The following is an 18,752-nucleotide window of genomic DNA, read 5'->3' on the forward strand; positions in this document are numbered from 1 at the left end:
GGACCGCTCAGGCGGCCGATGTCAGCCGGTAGACGTCGTAGACGCCCTCGACATTGCGGACCACGTTCAGCACGTGACCCAGATGCTTGGGATCACCCATCTCGAACGTGAATTTGCTGATCGCAACCCTGTCTCCCGACGTGGCGACGGATGCCGAGAGGATGTTGACCTTCTCGTCGGCCAGCGCTTTGGTCACATCGGAAAGCAGTCGGTGGCGGTCGAGTGCCTCGATCTGAATGGCCACCAGGAACACCGAGGACGCCGACGGTGCCCACTGAACCTCGATGAACCGCTCGGACTGCTCCTCGAGTGAGCGAGCGTTGGTGCAGTCGGTGCGATGCACGCTGACCGAACCGCCGCGGGTGACGAATCCGAGGATCTCGTCTCCTGGCACGGGAGTACAGCACTTCGCGAGTTTCGCGACGACGCCGTCCGCACCGGTGACCAACACCCCGGCATCGCCGACCTGGCGAGGACGGGTAGGAATTGTCGACGGAGTCGACCGCTCGGCGAGTTCTTCCTCGACATCGCCGACACCGCCGAGATGAGCGACCAAACGCTGCACCACGTGGCGAGCGGACACGTGATTCTCGCCGACCGCGGTGTAGAGCGCCGAGACATCGACGTACCGCAGTTCGTGCGCGATGGCCGACATCGATTCGGCATTCATCAACCGCTGCAACGGTAGTCCGCCTCGGCGCACCTCTTTCGCGATGGCGTCCTTGCCGGCCTCGAGTGCTTCCTCGCGGCGCTCCTTGGCGAACCACTGACGAATCTTGGTCTTCGCTCGCGGCGATGCCACGAATCCCTGCCAGTCCCGGCTCGGTCCGGCGGTGGCGGCCTTGGAGGTGAACACCTCGACCACTTCACCGTTGTCCAGGGTGCGCTCGAGTGCGACAAGTCGACCATTGACGCGTGCGCCGATACAGCGATGGCCCACCTCGGTGTGTACCGCGTAGGCGAAGTCGACCGGACACGAACCGGCGGGCAAGGTGACGACGTCGCCCTTGGGCGTGAAGACGAAGATCTCCTTGACCGCGAGGTCGTACCGCAGCGACTCGAGAAACTCTCCGGGATCGGCCGCTTCACGTTGCCAGTCGAGCAGTTGGCGCATCCACGCCATGTCGTCGACCTCGGCGTTGTCCTGAGAGTGCTTGCCCTTGGTCTCCTTGTACCGCCAGTGCGCAGCAATTCCGAACTCTGCCGTCCGGTGCATGTCCCGCGTGCGGATCTGCACCTCGAGAGGCTTGCCCTCGGGTCCGATCACCGTGGTGTGCAGAGACTGGTAAACGCCGTAGCGCGGTTGAGCGATGTAGTCCTTGAAGCGGCCCGCCATCGGCTGCCACAGCGAGTGCACGACACCCACGGCGGCGTAGCAGTCGCGGATCTCGTCGCACAGGATCCGGACACCCACGAGGTCGTGGATGTCGTCGAAATCGCGGCCCTTGACGATCATTTTCTGGTAGATCGACCAGTAGTGCTTCGGCCGCCCCTCGACCACGGCGCTGATTCTCGACGCCGCCAGTGTCGCGTTGATCTCGGCCCGCACCTTCTCGAGGTACGTGTCGCGTGATGGTGCTCTATCGGCAACGAGACGAACTATCTCGTCGTACTTCTTGGGGTGCAGGATGGCGAACGCCAGGTCCTCGAGCTCCCACTTGACCGTTGCCATTCCGAGCCGATGCGCAAGCGGCGCAATGACTTCCAGCGTTTCTTTCGCCTTGCGGGCCTGCTTCTCCGGCGGCAGGAAACGCATGGTGCGCATGTTGTGCAGTCGGTCTGCCACCTTGATGACGAGCACCCGCGGATCTCGCGCCATCGCGATGATCATCTTGCGGATGGTCTCGCCTTCGGCCGCGGTTCCGAGAACCACCTTGTCGAGTTTGGTCACCCCGTCGACCAGATGGGATACCTCCTCGCCGAATTCCTCGGTCAACTTGGCGAGCGAATACCCGGTGTCCTCGACCGTGTCGTGCAGCAACGCCGCTACCAGCGTCGTGGTGTCCATTCCCAGCTCGGCCAGGATGTTCGCCACGGCGAGCGGATGAGTGATGTAGGGATCGCCGGACTTACGCATCTGCGATGCATGCAACTCGTCCGCGACGTCGTAGGCCCGCTGCAACAACGCGAGATCGGCCTTGGGGTAGAGCTCGCGGTGCAGGCTGACGAGAGGTTCGAGCACCGGCTTGACGGCGGCGCTGCGTCCGGCGGTGATGCGGCGCGCCAGACGGGCCCGCACCCGCCGCGACGCCGACGTCGGTACCGGTGCCGAATTGCGCGTACCGGACGGAGCCTGCGCGTCGTTCGGCACAGAATCGGGGGAAACAGAATCACGGGACATCGGGGACTCGACTGCGGGGCCGGTGTCACCGGAGCCGGTCTCGCCCTCGGTCACGACGTCGACTCCGGCCTGATCGGAAACGTCAGGCCTTTCGGGGACGGCGGGCCCATCCGGCAAGGGCTGATCGATGTAACGGGTCACTCTCATCACCTCCTGCCACGCGCTCCACGCTGTCGCCGGACGCATCCGGAGAACGCATTATGTAGAGACTTTAGTCCTCATACTCGAACCAGGCAGGCGAGCGGGTAGTCACTGCACCTCTCACGCCCTCCCAGGGCCGTGATCTCGAGAACGACGGCGGCACCGACTATCACCGCACCCTGATCGGCCAACAACCGTGCGGTCGCGTCGACGGTACCGCCCGTCGCCAGCACGTCGTCGATCACCAACACCCGCCGTCCAGCCAGCTCGATCGCCGTCGGGATCTGCAACTCGGCGGTCCCGTATTCGAGGTCGTAGGCCCGCGAATGCACCGGAGGTGGCAGCTTGCCCGCCTTGCGCACTGCCAGCACACCGCAGCCCAGCTCCAGGGCCACACCGGCACCCAGCAGAAAGCCACGCGCGTCGATTCCCGCAACCAGATCGACATCGTGGTGGCCCTGCGCCAACTCCGACACGACGCTGCGCAAGGCGCTGCCGTCTGCGAACACCGGCGTCAGATCGCCGAAACGCACTCCGGGAACGGGGAAGTCGTCGACCCACCGCGTCAGCCGAGCCACGGCAGCGACTGCGTCTGCCCGATCACCTGCGTCGTTCATCGAAGAAGAACCCACCGATCCATGTTCCATCCGGCACCAGCGGCCGTCGGGTTGGGCACCACATCCTGCATTCCGTCGCTGACGACGGTGGTGCGCGGCTCGTTGTACAGGGGAAGCGACGGCATGTCGTTCCACAGGATGTTCTCGCCCTCCGTGGCGAGAGCCAGCACTCGCTCGGGGTCATCGGTCACCGCCAGCTGATCGACGATGGAATCGATCCTGCCGTTGCTGTAGCCGCCGACGTTCAGTCCGATTCCCGTCCTGAGCGAATACCGTGCGACAGCTCCACCTGCCGACCCCGATGGCCCGGGCAGAGAACCACTGCTGCCCAGCACCGCGTCGACGGCACCGCCGCGCAGGGCGGACGGCGTGAACTCCGGCGAGCTCGCATCGACGACGGTGATGCCGGCAGCAGCGCAATCGGCAGCCATGCGGCCGACTTCCTGTGCGCGACGAGCATCCGGTCCCCGGTAGCCGACGCGAACGGTGAGGGCACTCTCGCCTGCCGCAGCAAGTTCCTTGCCCGCCTGATCCAGGTCCGAGCGCCGATACCGATCGCCGACGACGGTTGCGACCGCCGGATACTCGAGGGTGTCCAGTTGCACCAGTCGAGCATCGACGATTCCCGAGCCGAGCCCGGCCGCTGGAGCGTCCGATCCCGGATGCCCGAGCGTGTCGAACAGATCCGATCTCGGGATGCACGCGGCGACCGCTCGTCGCGCGCTCGCGTCGGCCAGTACCCCTTGTGTGGCGAAGGTCAGCTGTTCGAGGCCTCGTGACGGCTCCTCGCTGGTCGCGAATCCCTCGGTCGTGCCGAGATCGACGGCGCCCGCACCGTGGTCGAGCACGTCGAGCGAGCCGTCCGCCACCTTGGCAGCCACGTCGGTGCCCTTGGGCCAGACGACTACCTGCTCGGTTTCGGGCGGAATTCCCCACCAAGCCTCGTTCGCGACGAGAACAAGACCTCCGTCGGCGGTGTACGACTCGACGCGGTACGGCCCGGCCGAGGGCAGCAACGAGGTGTCGATCGCGCCCGGCGTCAGTGTCCATCCGGTATTCCAGAATTCGGCGATGCGGCCCACCACATCGTTGTCGCCGGCCAGGATGGGATCGACGACGTTCGGCACTCCTGCCGCCCGGGCCGCAACGTGCGCAGGCAACAGATCGGTGGCACCGAACAGGGCGCGCCAGTTCTGGTAACTGCGCCCTGGAGCGAACACGACCGTGGCCTCCTTGGCCCCGGGGACACAGTCGATGCGTTGGATGTCCGAGTACCCGGCCGACGACGCCGCGTCGAACATGGGACCGTCGGTGGCGAATCGGCCGCTGTTCGCAGCCCAGGCCAACACGAGGTCGTCGCAGGCCATCGGTGCACCGTCGGAGTACTTCGCCGCTGGGGCAATGGAGTACTGTACGGTCAACGTGTCACCGGGAACCACTTCCGTGGTCCCGATATCGTTGTCCGACAACGCATCCCCCTCGGGACCGAGGTAGCTGAAGCCCACCTGAACCCGGGTGAACGCCTGCCGAGCTCCCGACGCCGCGCCGTCGACCGTTCTGGCGTTGTACGTGTCGACGACGTTGTCGAACGAGTAGCCGATCGAGGGAACCTTGTCCTCGGGCGACGAACACGCGGTGATGGACACCGCAGCGACACCGGCCGCCACCAGTGCCGCGCTCCACCTGCGTTTCACGTGCACTCTCCGTCCCAGTCGAGGGTGGATATCTACCGTCGCTTCTTGTTTCGCTTTCCGGTGGGCCGGTTACCCGGCTGCGGAGTGGACGCCTTGGTGGTGGACACTCCGACGGCCACCGGTTCGGGAGCGAGACCGGCCGCGCGGGCAGCGGCATCGGCCCGCTTGGAGTGGACCTTGCGTGTGTGGGCAGCAACCGGGCCCCACTTCTCCTTGAGCGTCACCAGCAGCGGAGTAGCGAAGAAGATGGACGAGTAGGCACCGACGATCATGCCGACGAGCTGCACCAGCGCCAGGTCCTTGAGTGTGCCGACCCCGAGCAGCCAGACGGCGACGATCATGAGCGCGATCACCGGCAGAACGCCGATGACGGTCGTGTTGATCGAGCGCATCAGGGTCTGGTTGACAGCGAGGTTGGCCTGCTCTGCGTACGTCTTGCGGTGCAGGTTCAAGATCCCGCGGGTGTTCTCCTCGACCTTGTCGAACACCACCACCGAGTCGTACAACGAGAAACCGAGGATCGTCAGCAGTCCGATGACCGTCGCAGGAGTCACCTCGAACCCGACGATCGAGTACACGCCTGCCGTGACGACGAGGTCGAATCCCAGAGCAGCCAGAGCGGCGAACGCCATATCCCGTTCGTATCGGACAGCGATGTAGATGCTGACGATGACCAGGAACACCGCGAGCGCGATCAACGCCTTCTGGGTGATCTGGCCACCCCAGGTCTCACTGACGTCGGACACACTGATCGCATTGGGGGTTGCGGTGCCGCTGTTGTCCTGCGGCTCGAAAGCCTGGAACAACGCCTGACGCAAGCTGTCCACTTCACCGGGGTCGAGAGCTTCGGAGCGAATCTGCACCGTTGCTGCCGCGCCCGAGCCGACCGTCTGCACCGACACCGGGGGCATACCCAGCGAGTCGTTGTACACGGTTTCGACCTGCTCGGTGGAGATGTTGTCGGCGGCCGGCAGGGCAATCCGAGTCCCGCCCTCGAAATCGATGCCGAGCGTGAATCCGCGCACGAGGAAGCTCAGCAGGCACACCAACACGATGACAGCGGTGAGGATGTAGTAGAAGCGGCGACGACCGACGATGTCGAAGGCACCGGTTCCGGTGTAGAGCCTGGACAGCCAGCTGTGCTTGGGCTGGGTGGACTGATCGACACTCGAGTCGTCGAGGGGCGATGGGGTCGACGTGGTCGTATCCGACATGTCATGCCTCCTTCGACGGCGTGGTGCCGGTCTTGACGGCGAGCGCCTTGTTGGCAGCACGCTTGCGTTCGAGCGCGATCTGCTGGACGGCACCGAGACCGTTGACGGACGGCTTGGACCAGAATTTCGACTTCGACGCCAGGTACACCAGTGGCCAGGTCACCAGCACCACGACGATGATGTCGAGGATCGTCGTCAGACCGAGGGTGAAGGCGAAGCCGCGGACCTGCCCCACAGCGAGTACGTACAGCACCGCGGCCGCGATGAAGCTGACCGCGTTGCCGGACAGGATGGTTTTGCGTGCGCGTGCCCAACCGCGTGGTACCGCCGACCGGAAACTGCGACCCTCACGAATTTCGTCCTTGATGCGCTCGAAGAACACCACGAAGGAGTCCGCGGTCATACCGATGCCGATGATGAGTCCGGCAATTCCTGCGAGGTCCAGGGTGAAGCTGATCCACCTGCCCAACAGAACGATGATTCCGTAGACGACGAGACCCGCCAACGCCAACGACAGCGCCGTGAGCAGACCCAGGGCGCGGTAATAGAGCAGGCAGTAGACCAGCACGAGCGCCAGTCCGATGGCTCCGGCGATGAGGCCGGCTTCCAGCGAAGCCAATCCCAGTGTGGCCGAGACAGTTTCGGCTTCGGAGGATACGAAGGACAGCGGTAGAGAGCCGTACTTGAGGGTGTTGGCCAGCTCCGAGGCACTCTGGGCGTTGAAGTTTCCGGTGATCGAGGTGGCGCTGCCCGCGGGGGTGGCACCCTGAATCACCGGCGCACTGATCACCTTCGAGTCGAGCACGAATGCGACCTGCTTCTGCAGGTTGGCGGCGGTGAACTGAGCCCACGTGTTGGAACCGTCCGAGTCGAACGTCAGGCTCACCTGGAACTGGGCCTGTTGGCTGTCGAATCCGGAGGTTGCGTCGGCGATCTGCTGCCCGTCGATGATCGTCGGGCCGAGCAGGTAGACGGCCGTCCCGTCGGTCGAGCACGCAACGAGGGGAAGAGCCGGATCGTCGTTGCCAGCGAGGGGGTCGGCCGCGTTGCAGTCGAGGGACTGCATCGCCAACTGCTGAATCTGCTGATCCTCGCTCTGCCGCAGCGTCTTGGCGTCGGCGATCTCCTGTGCAGCACGATCGGCGTCCGACAGCGACGCATCCGCGGCGGGATCGTCGGTAGCGGGTGCATCGGTCGCGGGAGCGGGCGTCGGATCCACCGCAGACGGATCCTGCGCCGGGAAGACCCGACTCTGAGGAGCGGCCGGTGCGGCGGGATCTGCAGCAGGAGCGGCGGGATCTGCAGGAGCGGCCGGATCGACCGGCGCGGCGGGGTCGGCCGGCGTTTGCTGCGACCCTGCACCCGCGCCCGCCGACGGGGCAACCGATCCCACCACGGGTCGGATGAACAGTCGTGCGGTCTGGCCCAGAGTGCGCGCCTGAGAACTGTCGTCACCGGGCACCGTGATGACGAGGTTGTCTCCGTCGACGACCACCTCGGAGCCCGTGACACCGAGACCGTTGACGCGAGTCTCGATGATCTGCTGGGCCTGCTTCAGGCTGTCCTGCGTCGGCGCATTGCCGTCGGGGGTTCGCGCGGTGAGTGTCACGCGCGTGCCGCCCTGCAGGTCGATTCCCAGCTTCGGCGAGGGGTCTTTGTCTCCGGTGAAGAAGACCAGGGCGTACACCGCTGCTATCAGCACCGCAAAAACGGCGAGATAGCGGGCGGGACGCACCGGTCCGCTGGTAGGTGCCACGGTGAGTGTTTCTCCTCTAAGGCGATGGAAAGTGTCGGTTCCTGCGGGGACTGTCGGCCCGATATGTCAGCGGCGAGCGCTGCGATTGTGCACCACATCGGTCACCGCAGACGAAACCGCTGCCGGATCGAAGTCTCCGACAGCGGTTCGGATCAACGGCTGCTCACTCTTTTTCGAGCCGCTTCGCCGTCTGTTCCACGGTCTCGTCGGGCCCGCTGACGTCGGTCTTGTGCAACGACGGCCCTGCGCTGGTGCTCGAGTCGAGGGCCGCGATGTCGGCGTCGGTGGTGGTCTCGAACTCGGTGTCGTCGAATTCGGAGCCATCGGGCAGCACCTCGCGTACTACGGCGCGAGACCAGGTGGTGATGACGCCGTCCGCGATCTCGAGGTCGATCGTGTCGTCCTCGACCAGAACCACGCGGGCGTACAGGCCCGCCGTGGTGACGACCTCGTCACCGACCTTGAGCGAGTCTTGCATCTCCGTGGTTTTGGCCAGCACCTTCTTCTGTCGACGCGCATTGAGAAACAGCGGTACCAGAAGGGCCACGATCAGCAGCGGAAACAGCAAATCCATCGGAAGGTCAGTCCTCGAAGTTCGGGTCGAAAATCGTCATTGTCTCGTGCGAGAACGCCGTGGGTGTGGGCCTCGCAGCTACCCAGTGTGCCATCACCGGGAACCGATCCGGTCCGTTCGTCTCGTGTTCTGCCCGATTCAGTCGAATAATCCCTGCGCAGCCTCCGAGGATCGGACCGAAATTCCCCCTACCGCGAGGTCCGGCGGCGGGGTCAGACCGAGATGTTGCCACGCGGTGGCAGTGGCAACGCGGCCTCGTGGTGTGCGGGCGATCATGCCTGCGCGCACCAGGAAGGGTTCGCACACTTCCTCGACCGTCGAGGGTTCCTCCCCGACGGCGACGGCCAGCGTCGATACGCCGACCGGTCCCCCGCCGAAGCTCCGGATGAGTGCACTGAGGACGGCACGGTCGAGTCGGTCGAGGCCGAGCTTGTCGACGTCGTACACCACCAGAGCCGCTTTGGCCGTCTCCCGGGTGACGGTGCCATCGCCCCGCACATCCGCGTAGTCGCGCACTCGCCGGAGCAGTCGGTTCGCGATACGTGGAGTGCCACGCGAACGGCCGGCGATCTCGGCGCAGCCGTCTCGGTCGATCGGCACCCCGAGTATTCCGGCCGACCGCATGAGGATGCGCTCGAGCTCGCTCGGCTCGTAGAAATCCATGTGCGCCACGAATCCGAATCGGTCACGCAGCGGCCCGGTGAGAGCACCCGACCTGGTGGTCGCTCCGACAAGCGTGAACGGAGCCACCTCGAGCGGTATCGACGTCGCACCCGGCCCCTTACCGACGATGACGTCGACGCGGAAGTCCTCCATCGCCAGATACAGCATCTCCTCGGCCGGACGGGCGATGCGATGGATCTCGTCGATGAACAGCACGTCTCCCTCGACCAGGTTGCTGAGCATCGCTGCCAGGTCCCCAGCGCGCTCGAGCGCCGGCCCGGACGTGAGCCGCAGCGAGGTTCCCAACTCGGCGGCGATGATCATCGCCATACTGGTCTTGCCGAGCCCCGGAGGCCCGGACATCAGGATGTGATCGGGAGTGCCGCCGCGCATCTTGGCACCGGACAGTACGAGCTGAAGCTGCTCACGTACCCGAGGCTGACCGATGAAATCGGTGAGGTTCTTCGGACGCAGGCTCGTCTCGACATCCAGGTCGTCGGACATGGCGTCCGCGCCCACCTGTGATTCGGCGGCCTGGTCGTCCTCGTCCACGCCGGCCTACCTGGACTTTCCGAGGTACGCCAGGGCCGACCTCAGCGCAATCGACGTCGTGGCCTCCGGCTGCTGGGCGAGTACCGCGTCGGTGGACTCCTCGGCCTGCTTCGCCGGGAATCCGAGCCCGATCAGCGCCTCGACTATCTGGTCACGCACCGAATTTCCGGCACCGGATCCCGGCAGAACCGAATTACCAGCGCGGCCGACCACTGCGTCCACCTTGTCGCGCAACTCGACGACCATTCTCTCCGCGCCACGTTTGCCGATTCCGGGAACCCTCGTCAGTGCTCCGATGTCACTGTCCGCCAACGCCGTTCGCAGCGCGTCCGGTTCGTGCACGGCCAGCGTGGCCATTGCGATCCGCGGTCCGACGCCGGACACGGTGAGAAGCAACTCGAACAGCTCGCGTGACTCCTTGTCCGGAAACCCGTACAGCGTCTGCGAGTCCTCGCGCACGATCATGGTTGTCAGGAGCGTCGATTCGCTCCCGCGGTGCAGCGTGGCCAGCGTCGCCGGAGTGGCGCTGATGCGGTATCCGACGCCGGCAGCCTCGAGCACGGCGTGATCGAGCGCGATGTCGATCACCGAGCCTCTGATCGATGCGATCATCGTGCGCCCGCCTCTTTCTTGGCCATCTTCTCGATTCTGCGTGCAACGACGGCGCGAGCCCTACGCTCCTCGGCCAGACGCGCGTCGTACTTGCGCTTCTGTTCTGCCGCCATGGCTTCTGCTTTCGCCATCCGAGCGATCATCGGAGCCCTCCAGCAATGACAGATGCCCAGCGCAAGTGCGTCGGCGGCATCCGCCGGGGTCGGGGCAGTCTGCAGACCCAGAATGCGCATGACCATCGCAGTGACCTGGGCCTTGTCGGCCGAACCGTTGCCGGTGACCGCGGCCTTGACTTCACTGGGGGTATGGAAGCAGACATCGACGCCCCGCCGGGCCGCCGCCAGCGCGATCACTCCGCCGGCTTGCGCGGTTCCCATGGCGGTGCGGACGTTGTGCTGCGCGAACACCCGCTCGATGGCCACCACCGAGGGCTTGTGGGTATCGAGCCAATATTCTGCTGCCTCGGAGATGCGCAGCAACCGCTGCGCAAGATCCATGTCCGCGGGCGTGCGCACCACATCCACGTCGAGAGCAACCACCGATCGACCCACACCACCCTCGATCAAACTGAGCCCACACCTGGTGAGACCGGGGTCGACACCCATCACCCGCACGCCACCACACCTTCCGCTTACGAACTGTTGTTCGATAGCGTAGCGGAGCGCACCGACGGATCAGGGATACGACACCCGGCCTGTTGGCTCGATCGAGTCGACGCGGTCAGTCCTCTTCGTCGAGCTCGGCCATGACCTCGTCGGACAGATCCACGTTGGACCAGACGTTCTGCACGTCGTCGCTGTCTTCCAGCGCGTCGATGAGCTTGAAGACCTTGCGCGCGCCGTCCGCATCCACCGGAACGTTGACCGAGGCCTGAAAGCTCGCCTCGGCCGAGTCGTAGTCGAATCCGGCCTCCTGCAGCGCGGTGCGCACTGCGATCAGGTCCGTCGGCTCGCTGACGATCTCGAACGTGTCGCCGTTGTCGTTGACTTCCTCGGCACCGGCTTCGAGAACGGCCATCAGGACGTCGTCCTCACTCTGACCGTTCTTCTCGAGAGTCACCACGCCCTTGCGCGAGAACAGGTACGAGACCGAACCCGGGTCTGCCATGTTTCCGCCGTTGCGCGTCATTGCCACGCGTACCTCGCCTGCGGCGCGGTTGCGGTTGTCGGTGAGGCACTCGATCAGAATCGCCACACCGTTGGGGCCGTAGCCCTCGTACATGATGGTTTGCCAGTCGGCTCCACCGGTCTCTTCGCCTGCGCCTCGCTTACGGGCCCGCTCGATGTTGTCGATCGGAACCGAGGTCTTCTTCGCCTTCTGGATGGCATCGAAGAGAGTCGGGTTGCCCGTGGGGTCACCGCCACCCGTGCGGGCCGCCACCTCGATGTTCTTGATGAGTTTGGCGAAAGACTTGCCGCGTCGGGCGTCGATCACCGCCTTCTTGTGCTTGGTGGTGGCCCATTTTGAGTGGCCGCTCATGCGATAGAGCCCCTTCCTGCTCGAAATCAGTGTTGTCGACTTTACTCGCCCGCTACCCCGCTCGGGACCGACCTGCTCCGGCGAGTTCGAAACGGCGGCACACCGTTTCTAACTGCGACGCACCATGTCGACGAACAGTCGGTGCACACGATCGTCCCCGGTGACCTCGGGATGGAAGCTCGTCGCCAGCACCGAGTTCTGCCTCACGGCCACCACACGTCCCGCAGCCGGTCCATGGGGCACGGTGGCAAGGACCTCGACGTCTTCGCCGACGCGCTCGACCCAGGGTGCCCTGATGAACACCGCGCGCACCGGGCCGCCGTCGATGTCGATGACGTCGAGATCGGTCTCGAAGGAGTCGACCTGACGGCCGAAAGCATTGCGCCGCACGGTGATGTCGAGGGAGTCCAGATGCCGCGCGTCGGGTCGGGTATCGAGAATCTCGGACGCCAGCAGGATCATGCCCGCGCAGGATCCGTATGCGGGCATGCCCTCGGCCAATCGGGCACGCAACGGGTCGAGCAGATCGAACACACCGAGCAGGTTGCTCATGGTCGTCGATTCCCCACCGGGGATGATCAGCCCGTCGATCTGTGCGAGTTCGGCCGGACGCCGCACCGTGATGCCGTTCGCACCACTCGACTCGAGTGCTGCCAGATGTTCGCGAACATCGCCTTGCAGTGCCAGAACTCCGATGGTCGGAGAGGTCACTTCAGGCCGAACGGATCGACGTTGGATTTGCTGGTGTCTCGCTCGTACCGCATCAGCCCCTCCTGCACCACCGCGGCGACCATGCGTCCGGAGGTGTCGAAGATTCGGCCCTGAGTCAGCGCCCGCCCGAAATCGGCGGACGGTGACGTCTGGTCGTACAACAACCACTCGTCCGCACGGAACGGCCGGAGGAACCACAGGGCGTGGTCGAGGGAGGCGGTCTGAGTGACGGCGTCCGGGTGCGGCACCTTGGCCGAACCCAGCAGCGTCATGTCGCTCATGTAGGCCAGTGCACAGACGTGGAAGACCTGATCGTCGGGCAACGTATCGCGATAGCGGAACCAGACACGTTGCTGCGCAGCGAAACTCGGATGCTTGACGGTCTGGCCATCGGGAATGAGACGGATGTCCCATTCCGACCACTCCTTGTAGTACGAGTTGTCGTACTCGGCGAGGGTGGTCGGATCGGGCAGAGTCTCCGGGCCGACGACCTCGGGCATGAGGTCCTGATGAGAAATACCGTCGTCGTCGCTGTGGAACGACGCAGACATCGTGAATATTGCTTTGCCGTGCTGAATTCCGGTGACGCGGCGCGTGCAGAACGACCGTCCGTCACGGATTCGATCGACCATGAACACGGCCGGTTCGTTGGGGTTGCCCGGACGCAGGAAGTAGCCGTGCAACGAGTGCACACGAAACTCGGGGGCCACTGTGCGCACCGCCGCGACGAGCGCCTGGCCCGCAACCTGGCCGCCGAACGTCCGGGGTAGACGACTCGGGAAAGTCCGTCCCCGATAGATGTCGTTCTCGATCCGTTCCAATTCGAGAATGTCCTCGATACTGGCCATGGCTGGTGCCCACCTTTCTCCAGTGGATCAGGCTAACAATGGATCGACCAGGCAAGATGGTCGGTGTGGGTCAACCTGTGCCGATCTTTCCCGATCTCCTCGTGGCATCGATCGTCGAATCCTGTCCGGCCGGCGCCCGAACGATCGTCGTGGTGGACGGTGCCGATGCTGCGCGGCCGGTCGAGTTCGCCTCGCGCACAGCAGAACACGCCCGCTCCGGCGGCCGTTCGGCAACCGTGATCGATCTGCACGACTACGTCCGACCAGCGTCGATCCGATTCGAGTATTCACGCCACGACGAATTGAGCTATCGCACACTGTGGTTCGACTACGACGCCGTATCTCGGGAGGTCATCGCACCGCTGCGACCCGGTGGCCGAGGTCACTTCCTGCCTCGTCTGTGGGATGAGGCAACCGATCGATCGGCTCGTGCCCGCAGCGTCCCGGCCGCGCCGAACGAGATCGTGCTGATTGCCGGTCCCATGCTGCTCGGGCGAGGCCTCGACGTCGATCTGTCGGTGCACCTCCGGCTGTCCGAGACTGCGCTACGGCGCAGAACCGATGCGGCCGAAGAATGGACATGCGAGCCCTTGGCGACGTACTACGACAGCCTGAATCGGTCGGACCGTTCCGCCGGCCGGCCGGATTTTTTGGTCCGATGGGACCATCCGGACCGCCCGGCATTGGAACACCGACCCTAGAAGCGAGTCACCAACCGCGCTCGGCGAGCCGGTGTCCGACGGGGAGGTCGTCGACATTGATGCCGACCATCGCCTCACCGAGGCCACGCGAGACCTTCGCAAGGACGTCGGGGTCGTCGAAGAACGTGGTGGCCTTGACGATTGCCTCGGCGCGCTCCTTCGGGTTGCCGGACTTGAAGATTCCCGACCCGACGAAGACTCCCTCGGCACCGAGTTGCATCATCATCGCCGCATCGGCAGGGGTAGCGATACCGCCGGCCGTGAACAGCGTGACGGGCAGCTTGCCCGCCCTGGCGATCTCGACGACGAGGTCGTACGGTGCCTGCAGTTCCTTCGCCGCCACGTACAGCTCGTCCTCGGGCAGCGAGGTGAGTCGGCGAATCTCGTCGCGGATCTTGCGCATGTGCGTCGTCGCATTCGAGACGTCACCGGTGCCGGCCTCACCCTTGGAGCGAATCATGGCCGCGCCCTCGGTGATTCGGCGCAGGGCCTCACCCAGGTTGGTGGCACCGCAGACGAAAGGAACGGTGAAGTTCCACTTGTCGATGTGATTGGCGTAGTCGGCCGGGGTGAGCACCTCGGACTCGTCGATGTAGTCGACGCCCAGGCTCTGCAGGATCTGCGCCTCGACGAAGTGTCCGATGCGTGCCTTGGCCATCACCGGAATACTCACCGAAGAAATGATGCTGTCGATCATGTCGGGATCGCTCATGCGCGACACCCCACCCTGGGCGCGGATGTCGGCGGGAACGCGCTCGAGAGCCATGACGGCGACAGCTCCGGCGTCCTCGGCGATCTTGGCCTGATCGGCGGTGACCACGTCCATGATGACGCCGCCCTTGAGCATCTCGGCCATACCCCGCTTGACGCGCGCGGTGCCGACTCCGTTTTCGCCGGATCCACCGTCGACCGATGCGGCGGGCGTGTTCGAGGCGTGTGGGGTAGTCAAGCGAAACTCCTGTGTTCTTCGACGCTGTTACGGCGCTGCGGGCTGATAGGTGCGATCGCGCGCGGCGCGATGTCGCGCCCAGAACGATAGGCCTTCGCCCGTGCGATTCCCATAACCACTTGAAGATTGCTGGACTGCTCGAAAGGGTCCAGATGCCTACCGAATCGCGCGCACGTCCGGGTCGCCGCGTCGAGCGAGAGCCACGTTCACCTCGTCGAGCAGTTCCGCCAGGTCCTGAGGATAGACGTTCTCGCCGAGGGCGCTGAGCGCCCGGATGTCGGACTCGGTGCACCACTGATGCCCGGTCACGGTCCGTCGCTCGAAGTCGGTGAACCCGGCGCTCTCCGGCTCGAACTCCTGTGTTCGGTGCGCGAAGAACAGTTCCTCGGACCTGATCAGGGTTCCGTTGAACGGGAACGTTGCGACGCGCCGCCACAACGGACCGCGTAGATCGGCTGCAGCGACGCGCAATCCCGTTTCTTCGTGTACTTCTCGCACCGCTGCCTCGCGGAGCGATTCCCCCTTCTCCACTGCCCCACCGATCGTGAACCAGAAGAAGGTGTCGGGCACTGTCGGATCGTGGCCCCGCAACAGCAGTACGCGCCCGCGCTCGTCGAGCAACACCACTCGCGCGGAGGTTCGCGGAGTGGCCCGATTCTCGCTGCCGAACGTCGCAGCGGCAGAACGCTCCGCGATCTCGAAGTACGACGGCAGTGCGGCCGTTCCACCGAGATGCAACCACCGGACCGGTCGACGGATGCGCAACGCCAGAGTGTCGCGCACGGCATCGTTGTGGAACCGCCGGGCAATCAGTACACGAGCCTCGGCGTCGGCCAATTCTGCAACCAGTTGCGGGGGAAGCTCATTCGGTTCGACGACCGCGAGCGCCATCGATACCGCGTTCTCGGCTTCTTCTCGCTGCGACCGGTCGGCTCGCTCGGCTCGGTCCGCCAGCGCGGCGAGTTCTCTGCTCGACGGCACCGAGTCGCGGGTGGCCGCAGACACTGCACGCGCGACGACGGCACGGCGGGCGAGTGCGGCGTCGAGGGACTGCCACGCGAGGTCGGTGCGCACGTGCAAGCGATCGAGTCGATTGGCCGTCCCGTAGGCCCACAGACCGACGACGAGAATCAGGACTGCAATCAGCCCGAGCACCAGAATTGTGACGGCAGACAGGGTCATCAGGTCGACGCTCGCACTTTCTGTCCGCCGAGGGTGACGGTCTCGTAGACCCGCAGGATCTGCTCGGCGACGACGGGCCAGTCGTAGGCGGACACAGCCACCGACGCGGCGTCGACCAGTCGGTCTCGGACGGTGTCGTCGGACAGGATCGAGGTGACGGCTACAGCGAGGGCATCGGAATCGTCGATCGGAACCAACAGTCCGCAGGTGCCGTCCCTGAGCACCCTGCGGAAGGCGTCGAGTTCGCTTGCCACGACCGGTGTTCCGGCTGCCATGGCCTCGACGAGCACGATGCCGAAGCTCTCCCCGCCGAGATTCGGGGCGCAGTAGACATCGGCACTGCGCATCGCGGAGGCCTTCGTCGCGTCGTCCACCTGTCCCAGGAAGGTCAGGTGTGACGACAGTGCGCCTGCGTCCTTGCGCAGTTTGTCCTCGTCGCCGCGGCCGACGACGAGGATCTCGATGTCGGGATGTGATTCGACCAGTGCGGGCAGGGCGCCGAGCAGAACGGCCATTCCCTTACGCGGTTCGTCGAATCGGCCGAGGAAGAGCACCGTACGGCCGGCTCGGGGATAGCCTTCCAGCACAGGGGCATCGGCGAACGCGGGCACGTCGACGCCGTTGGGGATCTCGACGGCATCGGATCCGAGTGCCTCGACCTGCCAGCGTCGAGCGAGCTCCGATACGGCGATCCGGCCGCTGATCTTCTCGTGGTACGGACGTAGGACGCCCTGGAACGTGCTGAGCACCAAGGACTTCGTGGTGGAGGTATGGAATGTCGCCACGATCGGACCGTCCGCAGCCTTGAGGGCCAGCATCGACAGACTCGGAGCGTTCGGTTCGTGGATGTGCAAAACGTCGAAATCGTTGTCCGATATCCACTTTCGGATGCGGGAATACGTCACCGGTCCGAATCGAAGACGCGCGACCGATCCGTTGTAGGGAATGGCGAGCGCCTCCCCCGCCGACACCACGAACTCCGGCAGCTCGACGTCGTCCGACGCCGGTGCCAGCACGCTCACCCGATGCCCGCGCTCGATGAACACCTCCGCCAACTGTTGGACGTGCGCCTGCACCCCGCCGGGAACGTCGAACGAGTACGGGCAGACCATACCGATCTTCACGCGCCCTCGATTCGGGCGCGTCGTTCGGCCGACCAGTCGCTCATCCACAGGGGTTGGAGCATGTGCCAATCGGCCGGGTGCGCCCGAATGCCGGCAGCGAAGTGATCTGCCAATGCCTGTGTGGCGACATCGATTCCGTGCGAGACATCCACCGCGGGAAAGATGTCGAAACCCCACCCGTCACCGTCGAAGTAACCGTGCACCGGCAGCAGCGTCGCCCCGGTGTCGATCGCCAGCTTCGCGGCCCCCGCGGGCATCCGGGTCGGTTCACCGAAGAAGGTCACCGGCACTCCGTGCTTGGCGAGATCACGTTCACCGAGGAGGCAGACCACTTTGTTCTCGCGCAGGCGCTCGCTCAGCGCCTGCAGAGGCGGCTGCTCACCGCCGCTGAGCGGGAAGATCTCGAAGCCGAGGCTCTCCCGATAAGCAACGAACCGCTGGTACAGCGATTCGGGTTTCAGACGTTCGGCAACTGTCGAGAGTCCACCGTGCTTGCGCACCAGCCACATTCCCGCCATGTCCCAGTTGCCACTGTGCGGCAGCGCCAGCACGGCACCCTTACCCGACGCGAGGGCAGCCTCGAGATGCTCCTGTCCGTTCACACACCGGTCGATGACGGCGGCCTGGGCGGCCAGATCCATCGACGGCAACCGGAACGCCTCGCGCCAGTAGCGGGCATACGACCGGACGCTGTCGCGAATCAGCTCGTCGGGCACTTCGCCGGGGGTGGTTCCGAGGACACGAGCGAGATTGCGGCGCAATTGGTCCGGGCCACCGTTTCGGGTGGACGCGAAATCCGCACCGCGATCGAAGAGACCTCTCGCCACGCCCTCCGGCAGCGATCGGACGAGTCGCCAGCCGGCTGCGTATCCGAGGTCGCTGGCTCGTTCGGAGAAGTTCACGACGCGGCCACGTCACCATCGTCGGAGGCCGGTGCCGTCGGAGGCACGATGATGTCGCGAGCCCCTTCCGATCCACGGACCGCGAGCACGCGTTGGAACACCGTCACGATGCTCAGGGCAGCGAGGATCCACATCGCCGGGTAGATCAGACTGTCCAGCCACGGAATGTCGAAGTGTCGACCGACGCCGGTCAGGCCGGCTCCGACGAGAACGATGACGAGGCGATCGGGGCGTTCGATCCAACCGCCGTCGGCCGAGAGTCCGCTGGCCTCGGCGCGCGCCTTGGCGTACGAGATCACCTGCGAGGTGACCAGGCAGATCAGGGTGGCCACCAGCAGCGGCTTGTCCTGCTCGGAATACACCGCCCACCAGGCAAGGCCACCGAAGATCGCGCCGTCGGCCACTCGATCGCACGTCGCATCCAGGACGGCCCCGTACTTGGTTCCGCCGCCTCTGGCCCGTGCCATGGCACCGTCGAGCATGTCGAAGAGTACGAACAGGGTGATGACGATCGAGCCCCACCACAGGTAGCCGGCCGGGTACATCGTCACTGCCGCCGTCACAGTGACGACGGTGCCGATGATCGTCACCGAGTCGGGGGTCAGTCCGGTGCTGTTGAGTGCGCGCCCGAGCGGGGCGGTCACCTTCGACACCGGCGCACGGCCGAAAATGCTCAGCACGGCGCGTGCTCC

18 protein-coding genes are annotated in these 18,752 nt (G+C 65.2%); 1 reads left to right on the forward strand and 17 read right to left on the reverse strand.

What is annotated here, in order from left to right; translation table 11 throughout:
• Positions 1-7 precede the first annotated feature (7 nt).
• The 12 genes from CH305_RS22760 to CH305_RS22815 form a co-directional block, all read right to left on the reverse strand.
• Positions 8-2,341: a bifunctional (p)ppGpp synthetase/guanosine-3',5'-bis(diphosphate) 3'-pyrophosphohydrolase gene (locus tag CH305_RS22760; protein WP_032403654.1), complete on the reverse strand. Its 2,334-nt coding sequence runs from the start codon at positions 2,339-2,341 to the stop codon at positions 8-10.
• 218 nt (positions 2,342-2,559) lie between these two features.
• Positions 2,560-3,099, reverse strand: a complete 540-nt coding sequence (locus CH305_RS22765) for an adenine phosphoribosyltransferase (RefSeq protein WP_032403333.1) — start codon at positions 3,097-3,099, stop codon at positions 2,560-2,562.
• The gene (locus CH305_RS22770) at positions 3,096-4,799 is read right to left on the reverse strand and encodes an ABC transporter substrate-binding protein (protein WP_032403332.1); all 1,704 of its coding nucleotides are present in this window, start codon (positions 4,797-4,799) and stop codon (positions 3,096-3,098) included. The genes CH305_RS22765 and CH305_RS22770 overlap by 4 nt, the downstream gene beginning before the upstream one ends.
• A 26-nt stretch (positions 4,800-4,825) precedes the next feature.
• The gene (secF, locus tag CH305_RS22775) at positions 4,826-6,007 is read right to left on the reverse strand and encodes a protein translocase subunit SecF (protein ID WP_032403331.1); all 1,182 of its coding nucleotides are present in this window, start codon (positions 6,005-6,007) and stop codon (positions 4,826-4,828) included.
• 1 nt (position 6,008) lies between these two features.
• Positions 6,009-7,763 carry a protein translocase subunit SecD gene (secD, locus tag CH305_RS22780; RefSeq protein ID WP_094704947.1) on the reverse strand — a complete coding sequence of 585 codons (1,755 nt, stop codon included), beginning with the start codon at positions 7,761-7,763 and terminating at the stop codon, positions 6,009-6,011.
• Positions 7,764-7,926: 163 nt separating this feature from the next.
• Entirely contained in the window at positions 7,927-8,337 is a 411-nt protein-coding gene (yajC, locus tag CH305_RS22785) for a preprotein translocase subunit YajC (protein ID WP_032403330.1), read from the reverse strand.
• 138 nt (positions 8,338-8,475) lie between these two features.
• Positions 8,476-9,504 (reverse strand): Holliday junction branch migration DNA helicase RuvB, encoded by a 1,029-nt coding sequence (gene ruvB / locus CH305_RS22790; RefSeq protein ID WP_057478785.1) that lies wholly within the window; start codon positions 9,502-9,504, stop codon positions 8,476-8,478.
• A 54-nt stretch (positions 9,505-9,558) separates the two neighbouring features.
• On the reverse strand, positions 9,559-10,164 hold the full coding sequence (gene ruvA / locus CH305_RS22795; protein ID WP_032377775.1) for a Holliday junction branch migration protein RuvA: 606 nt from the start codon (positions 10,162-10,164) through the stop codon (positions 9,559-9,561).
• Positions 10,161-10,778, reverse strand: a complete 618-nt coding sequence (gene ruvC, locus CH305_RS22800) for a crossover junction endodeoxyribonuclease RuvC (protein WP_094704948.1) — start codon at positions 10,776-10,778, stop codon at positions 10,161-10,163. Before ruvC ends, ruvA begins: the two co-directional genes overlap by 4 nt.
• Positions 10,779-10,884: 106 nt before the next feature.
• The gene (locus CH305_RS22805) at positions 10,885-11,643 is read right to left on the reverse strand and encodes a YebC/PmpR family DNA-binding transcriptional regulator (RefSeq protein ID WP_032377773.1); all 759 of its coding nucleotides are present in this window, start codon (positions 11,641-11,643) and stop codon (positions 10,885-10,887) included.
• A gap of 108 nt (positions 11,644-11,751) precedes the next feature.
• Positions 11,752-12,354: a pyridoxal 5'-phosphate synthase glutaminase subunit PdxT gene (gene pdxT / locus CH305_RS22810; RefSeq protein WP_094704949.1), complete on the reverse strand. Its 603-nt coding sequence runs from the start codon at positions 12,352-12,354 to the stop codon at positions 11,752-11,754.
• Complete coding sequence (locus tag CH305_RS22815) at positions 12,351-13,202, reverse strand: acyl-CoA thioesterase II (protein ID WP_094704950.1); 852 nt, start codon at positions 13,200-13,202, stop codon at positions 12,351-12,353. The genes pdxT and CH305_RS22815 overlap by 4 nt, the downstream gene beginning before the upstream one ends.
• Before the next feature lie 38 nt (positions 13,203-13,240).
• Between CH305_RS22815 and CH305_RS22820 the strand changes: the two genes are divergently transcribed.
• Positions 13,241-13,903: a hypothetical protein gene (locus CH305_RS22820; RefSeq protein WP_255182746.1), complete on the forward strand. Its 663-nt coding sequence runs from the start codon at positions 13,241-13,243 to the stop codon at positions 13,901-13,903.
• A 7-nt stretch (positions 13,904-13,910) separates the two neighbouring features.
• Here CH305_RS22820 and pdxS read toward each other — a convergent pair whose 3' ends face one another.
• The 5 genes from pdxS to pgsA all read right to left on the reverse strand — a co-directional run bounded on the left by pdxS (position 13,911) and on the right by pgsA (position 18,740).
• A complete protein-coding gene (gene pdxS, locus CH305_RS22825) occupies positions 13,911-14,852 on the reverse strand; it encodes a pyridoxal 5'-phosphate synthase lyase subunit PdxS (protein ID WP_032403325.1) in 942 nt (313 codons plus the stop codon).
• Positions 14,853-15,008: 156 nt separating this feature from the next.
• Positions 15,009-16,034 (reverse strand): NUDIX domain-containing protein, encoded by a 1,026-nt coding sequence (locus CH305_RS22830; RefSeq protein ID WP_032403324.1) that lies wholly within the window; start codon positions 16,032-16,034, stop codon positions 15,009-15,011.
• Positions 16,034-17,158, reverse strand: coding sequence for a glycosyltransferase family 4 protein (locus CH305_RS22835; RefSeq protein WP_037153185.1), 1,125 nt, complete (start codon positions 17,156-17,158; stop codon positions 16,034-16,036). The genes CH305_RS22830 and CH305_RS22835 overlap by 1 nt, the downstream gene beginning before the upstream one ends.
• On the reverse strand, positions 17,155-18,060 hold the full coding sequence (locus CH305_RS22840; RefSeq protein ID WP_094704951.1) for a phosphatidylinositol mannoside acyltransferase: 906 nt from the start codon (positions 18,058-18,060) through the stop codon (positions 17,155-17,157). Before CH305_RS22840 ends, CH305_RS22835 begins: the two co-directional genes overlap by 4 nt.
• Positions 18,057-18,740 (reverse strand): phosphatidylinositol phosphate synthase, encoded by a 684-nt coding sequence (pgsA, locus tag CH305_RS22845; protein WP_094704952.1) that lies wholly within the window; start codon positions 18,738-18,740, stop codon positions 18,057-18,059. The genes CH305_RS22840 and pgsA overlap by 4 nt, the downstream gene beginning before the upstream one ends.
• Between the last annotated feature and the right edge of the window lie 12 nt (positions 18,741-18,752).

The organism is Rhodococcus sp. 15-649-2-2 (genome assembly GCF_002258645.1).
Lineage (GTDB): Bacteria > Actinomycetota > Actinomycetes > Mycobacteriales > Mycobacteriaceae > Rhodococcoides.

What these genes read in the sequence shown, in the direction of transcription:
- CH305_RS22760 (WP_032403654.1), bottom strand. Translation starts at nt 2,341, where the DNA reads ATGTCCCGTGATTCTGTTTCCCCCGATTCTGTGCCGAACGACGCGCAG.
- CH305_RS22815 (WP_094704950.1), bottom strand. Translation starts at nt 13,202, where the DNA reads ATGGCCAGTATCGAGGACATTCTCGAATTGGAACGGATCGAGAACGAC.
- ruvA (WP_032377775.1), bottom strand. Translation starts at nt 10,164, where the DNA reads ATGATCGCATCGATCAGAGGCTCGGTGATCGACATCGCGCTCGATCAC.
- yajC (WP_032403330.1), bottom strand. Translation starts at nt 8,337, where the DNA reads ATGGATTTGCTGTTTCCGCTGCTGATCGTGGCCCTTCTGGTACCGCTG.
- secF (WP_032403331.1), bottom strand. Translation starts at nt 6,007, where the DNA reads ATGTCGGATACGACCACGTCGACCCCATCGCCCCTCGACGACTCGAGT.
- CH305_RS22765 (WP_032403333.1), bottom strand. Translation starts at nt 3,099, where the DNA reads ATGAACGACGCAGGTGATCGGGCAGACGCAGTCGCTGCCGTGGCTCGG.
- CH305_RS22820 (WP_255182746.1), top strand. Translation starts at nt 13,241, where the DNA reads ATGGATCGACCAGGCAAGATGGTCGGTGTGGGTCAACCTGTGCCGATC.
- CH305_RS22830 (WP_032403324.1), bottom strand. Translation starts at nt 16,034, where the DNA reads ATGACCCTGTCTGCCGTCACAATTCTGGTGCTCGGGCTGATTGCAGTC.
- CH305_RS22805 (WP_032377773.1), bottom strand. Translation starts at nt 11,643, where the DNA reads ATGAGCGGCCACTCAAAATGGGCCACCACCAAGCACAAGAAGGCGGTG.
- ruvB (WP_057478785.1), bottom strand. Translation starts at nt 9,504, where the DNA reads ATGTCCGACGACCTGGATGTCGAGACGAGCCTGCGTCCGAAGAACCTC.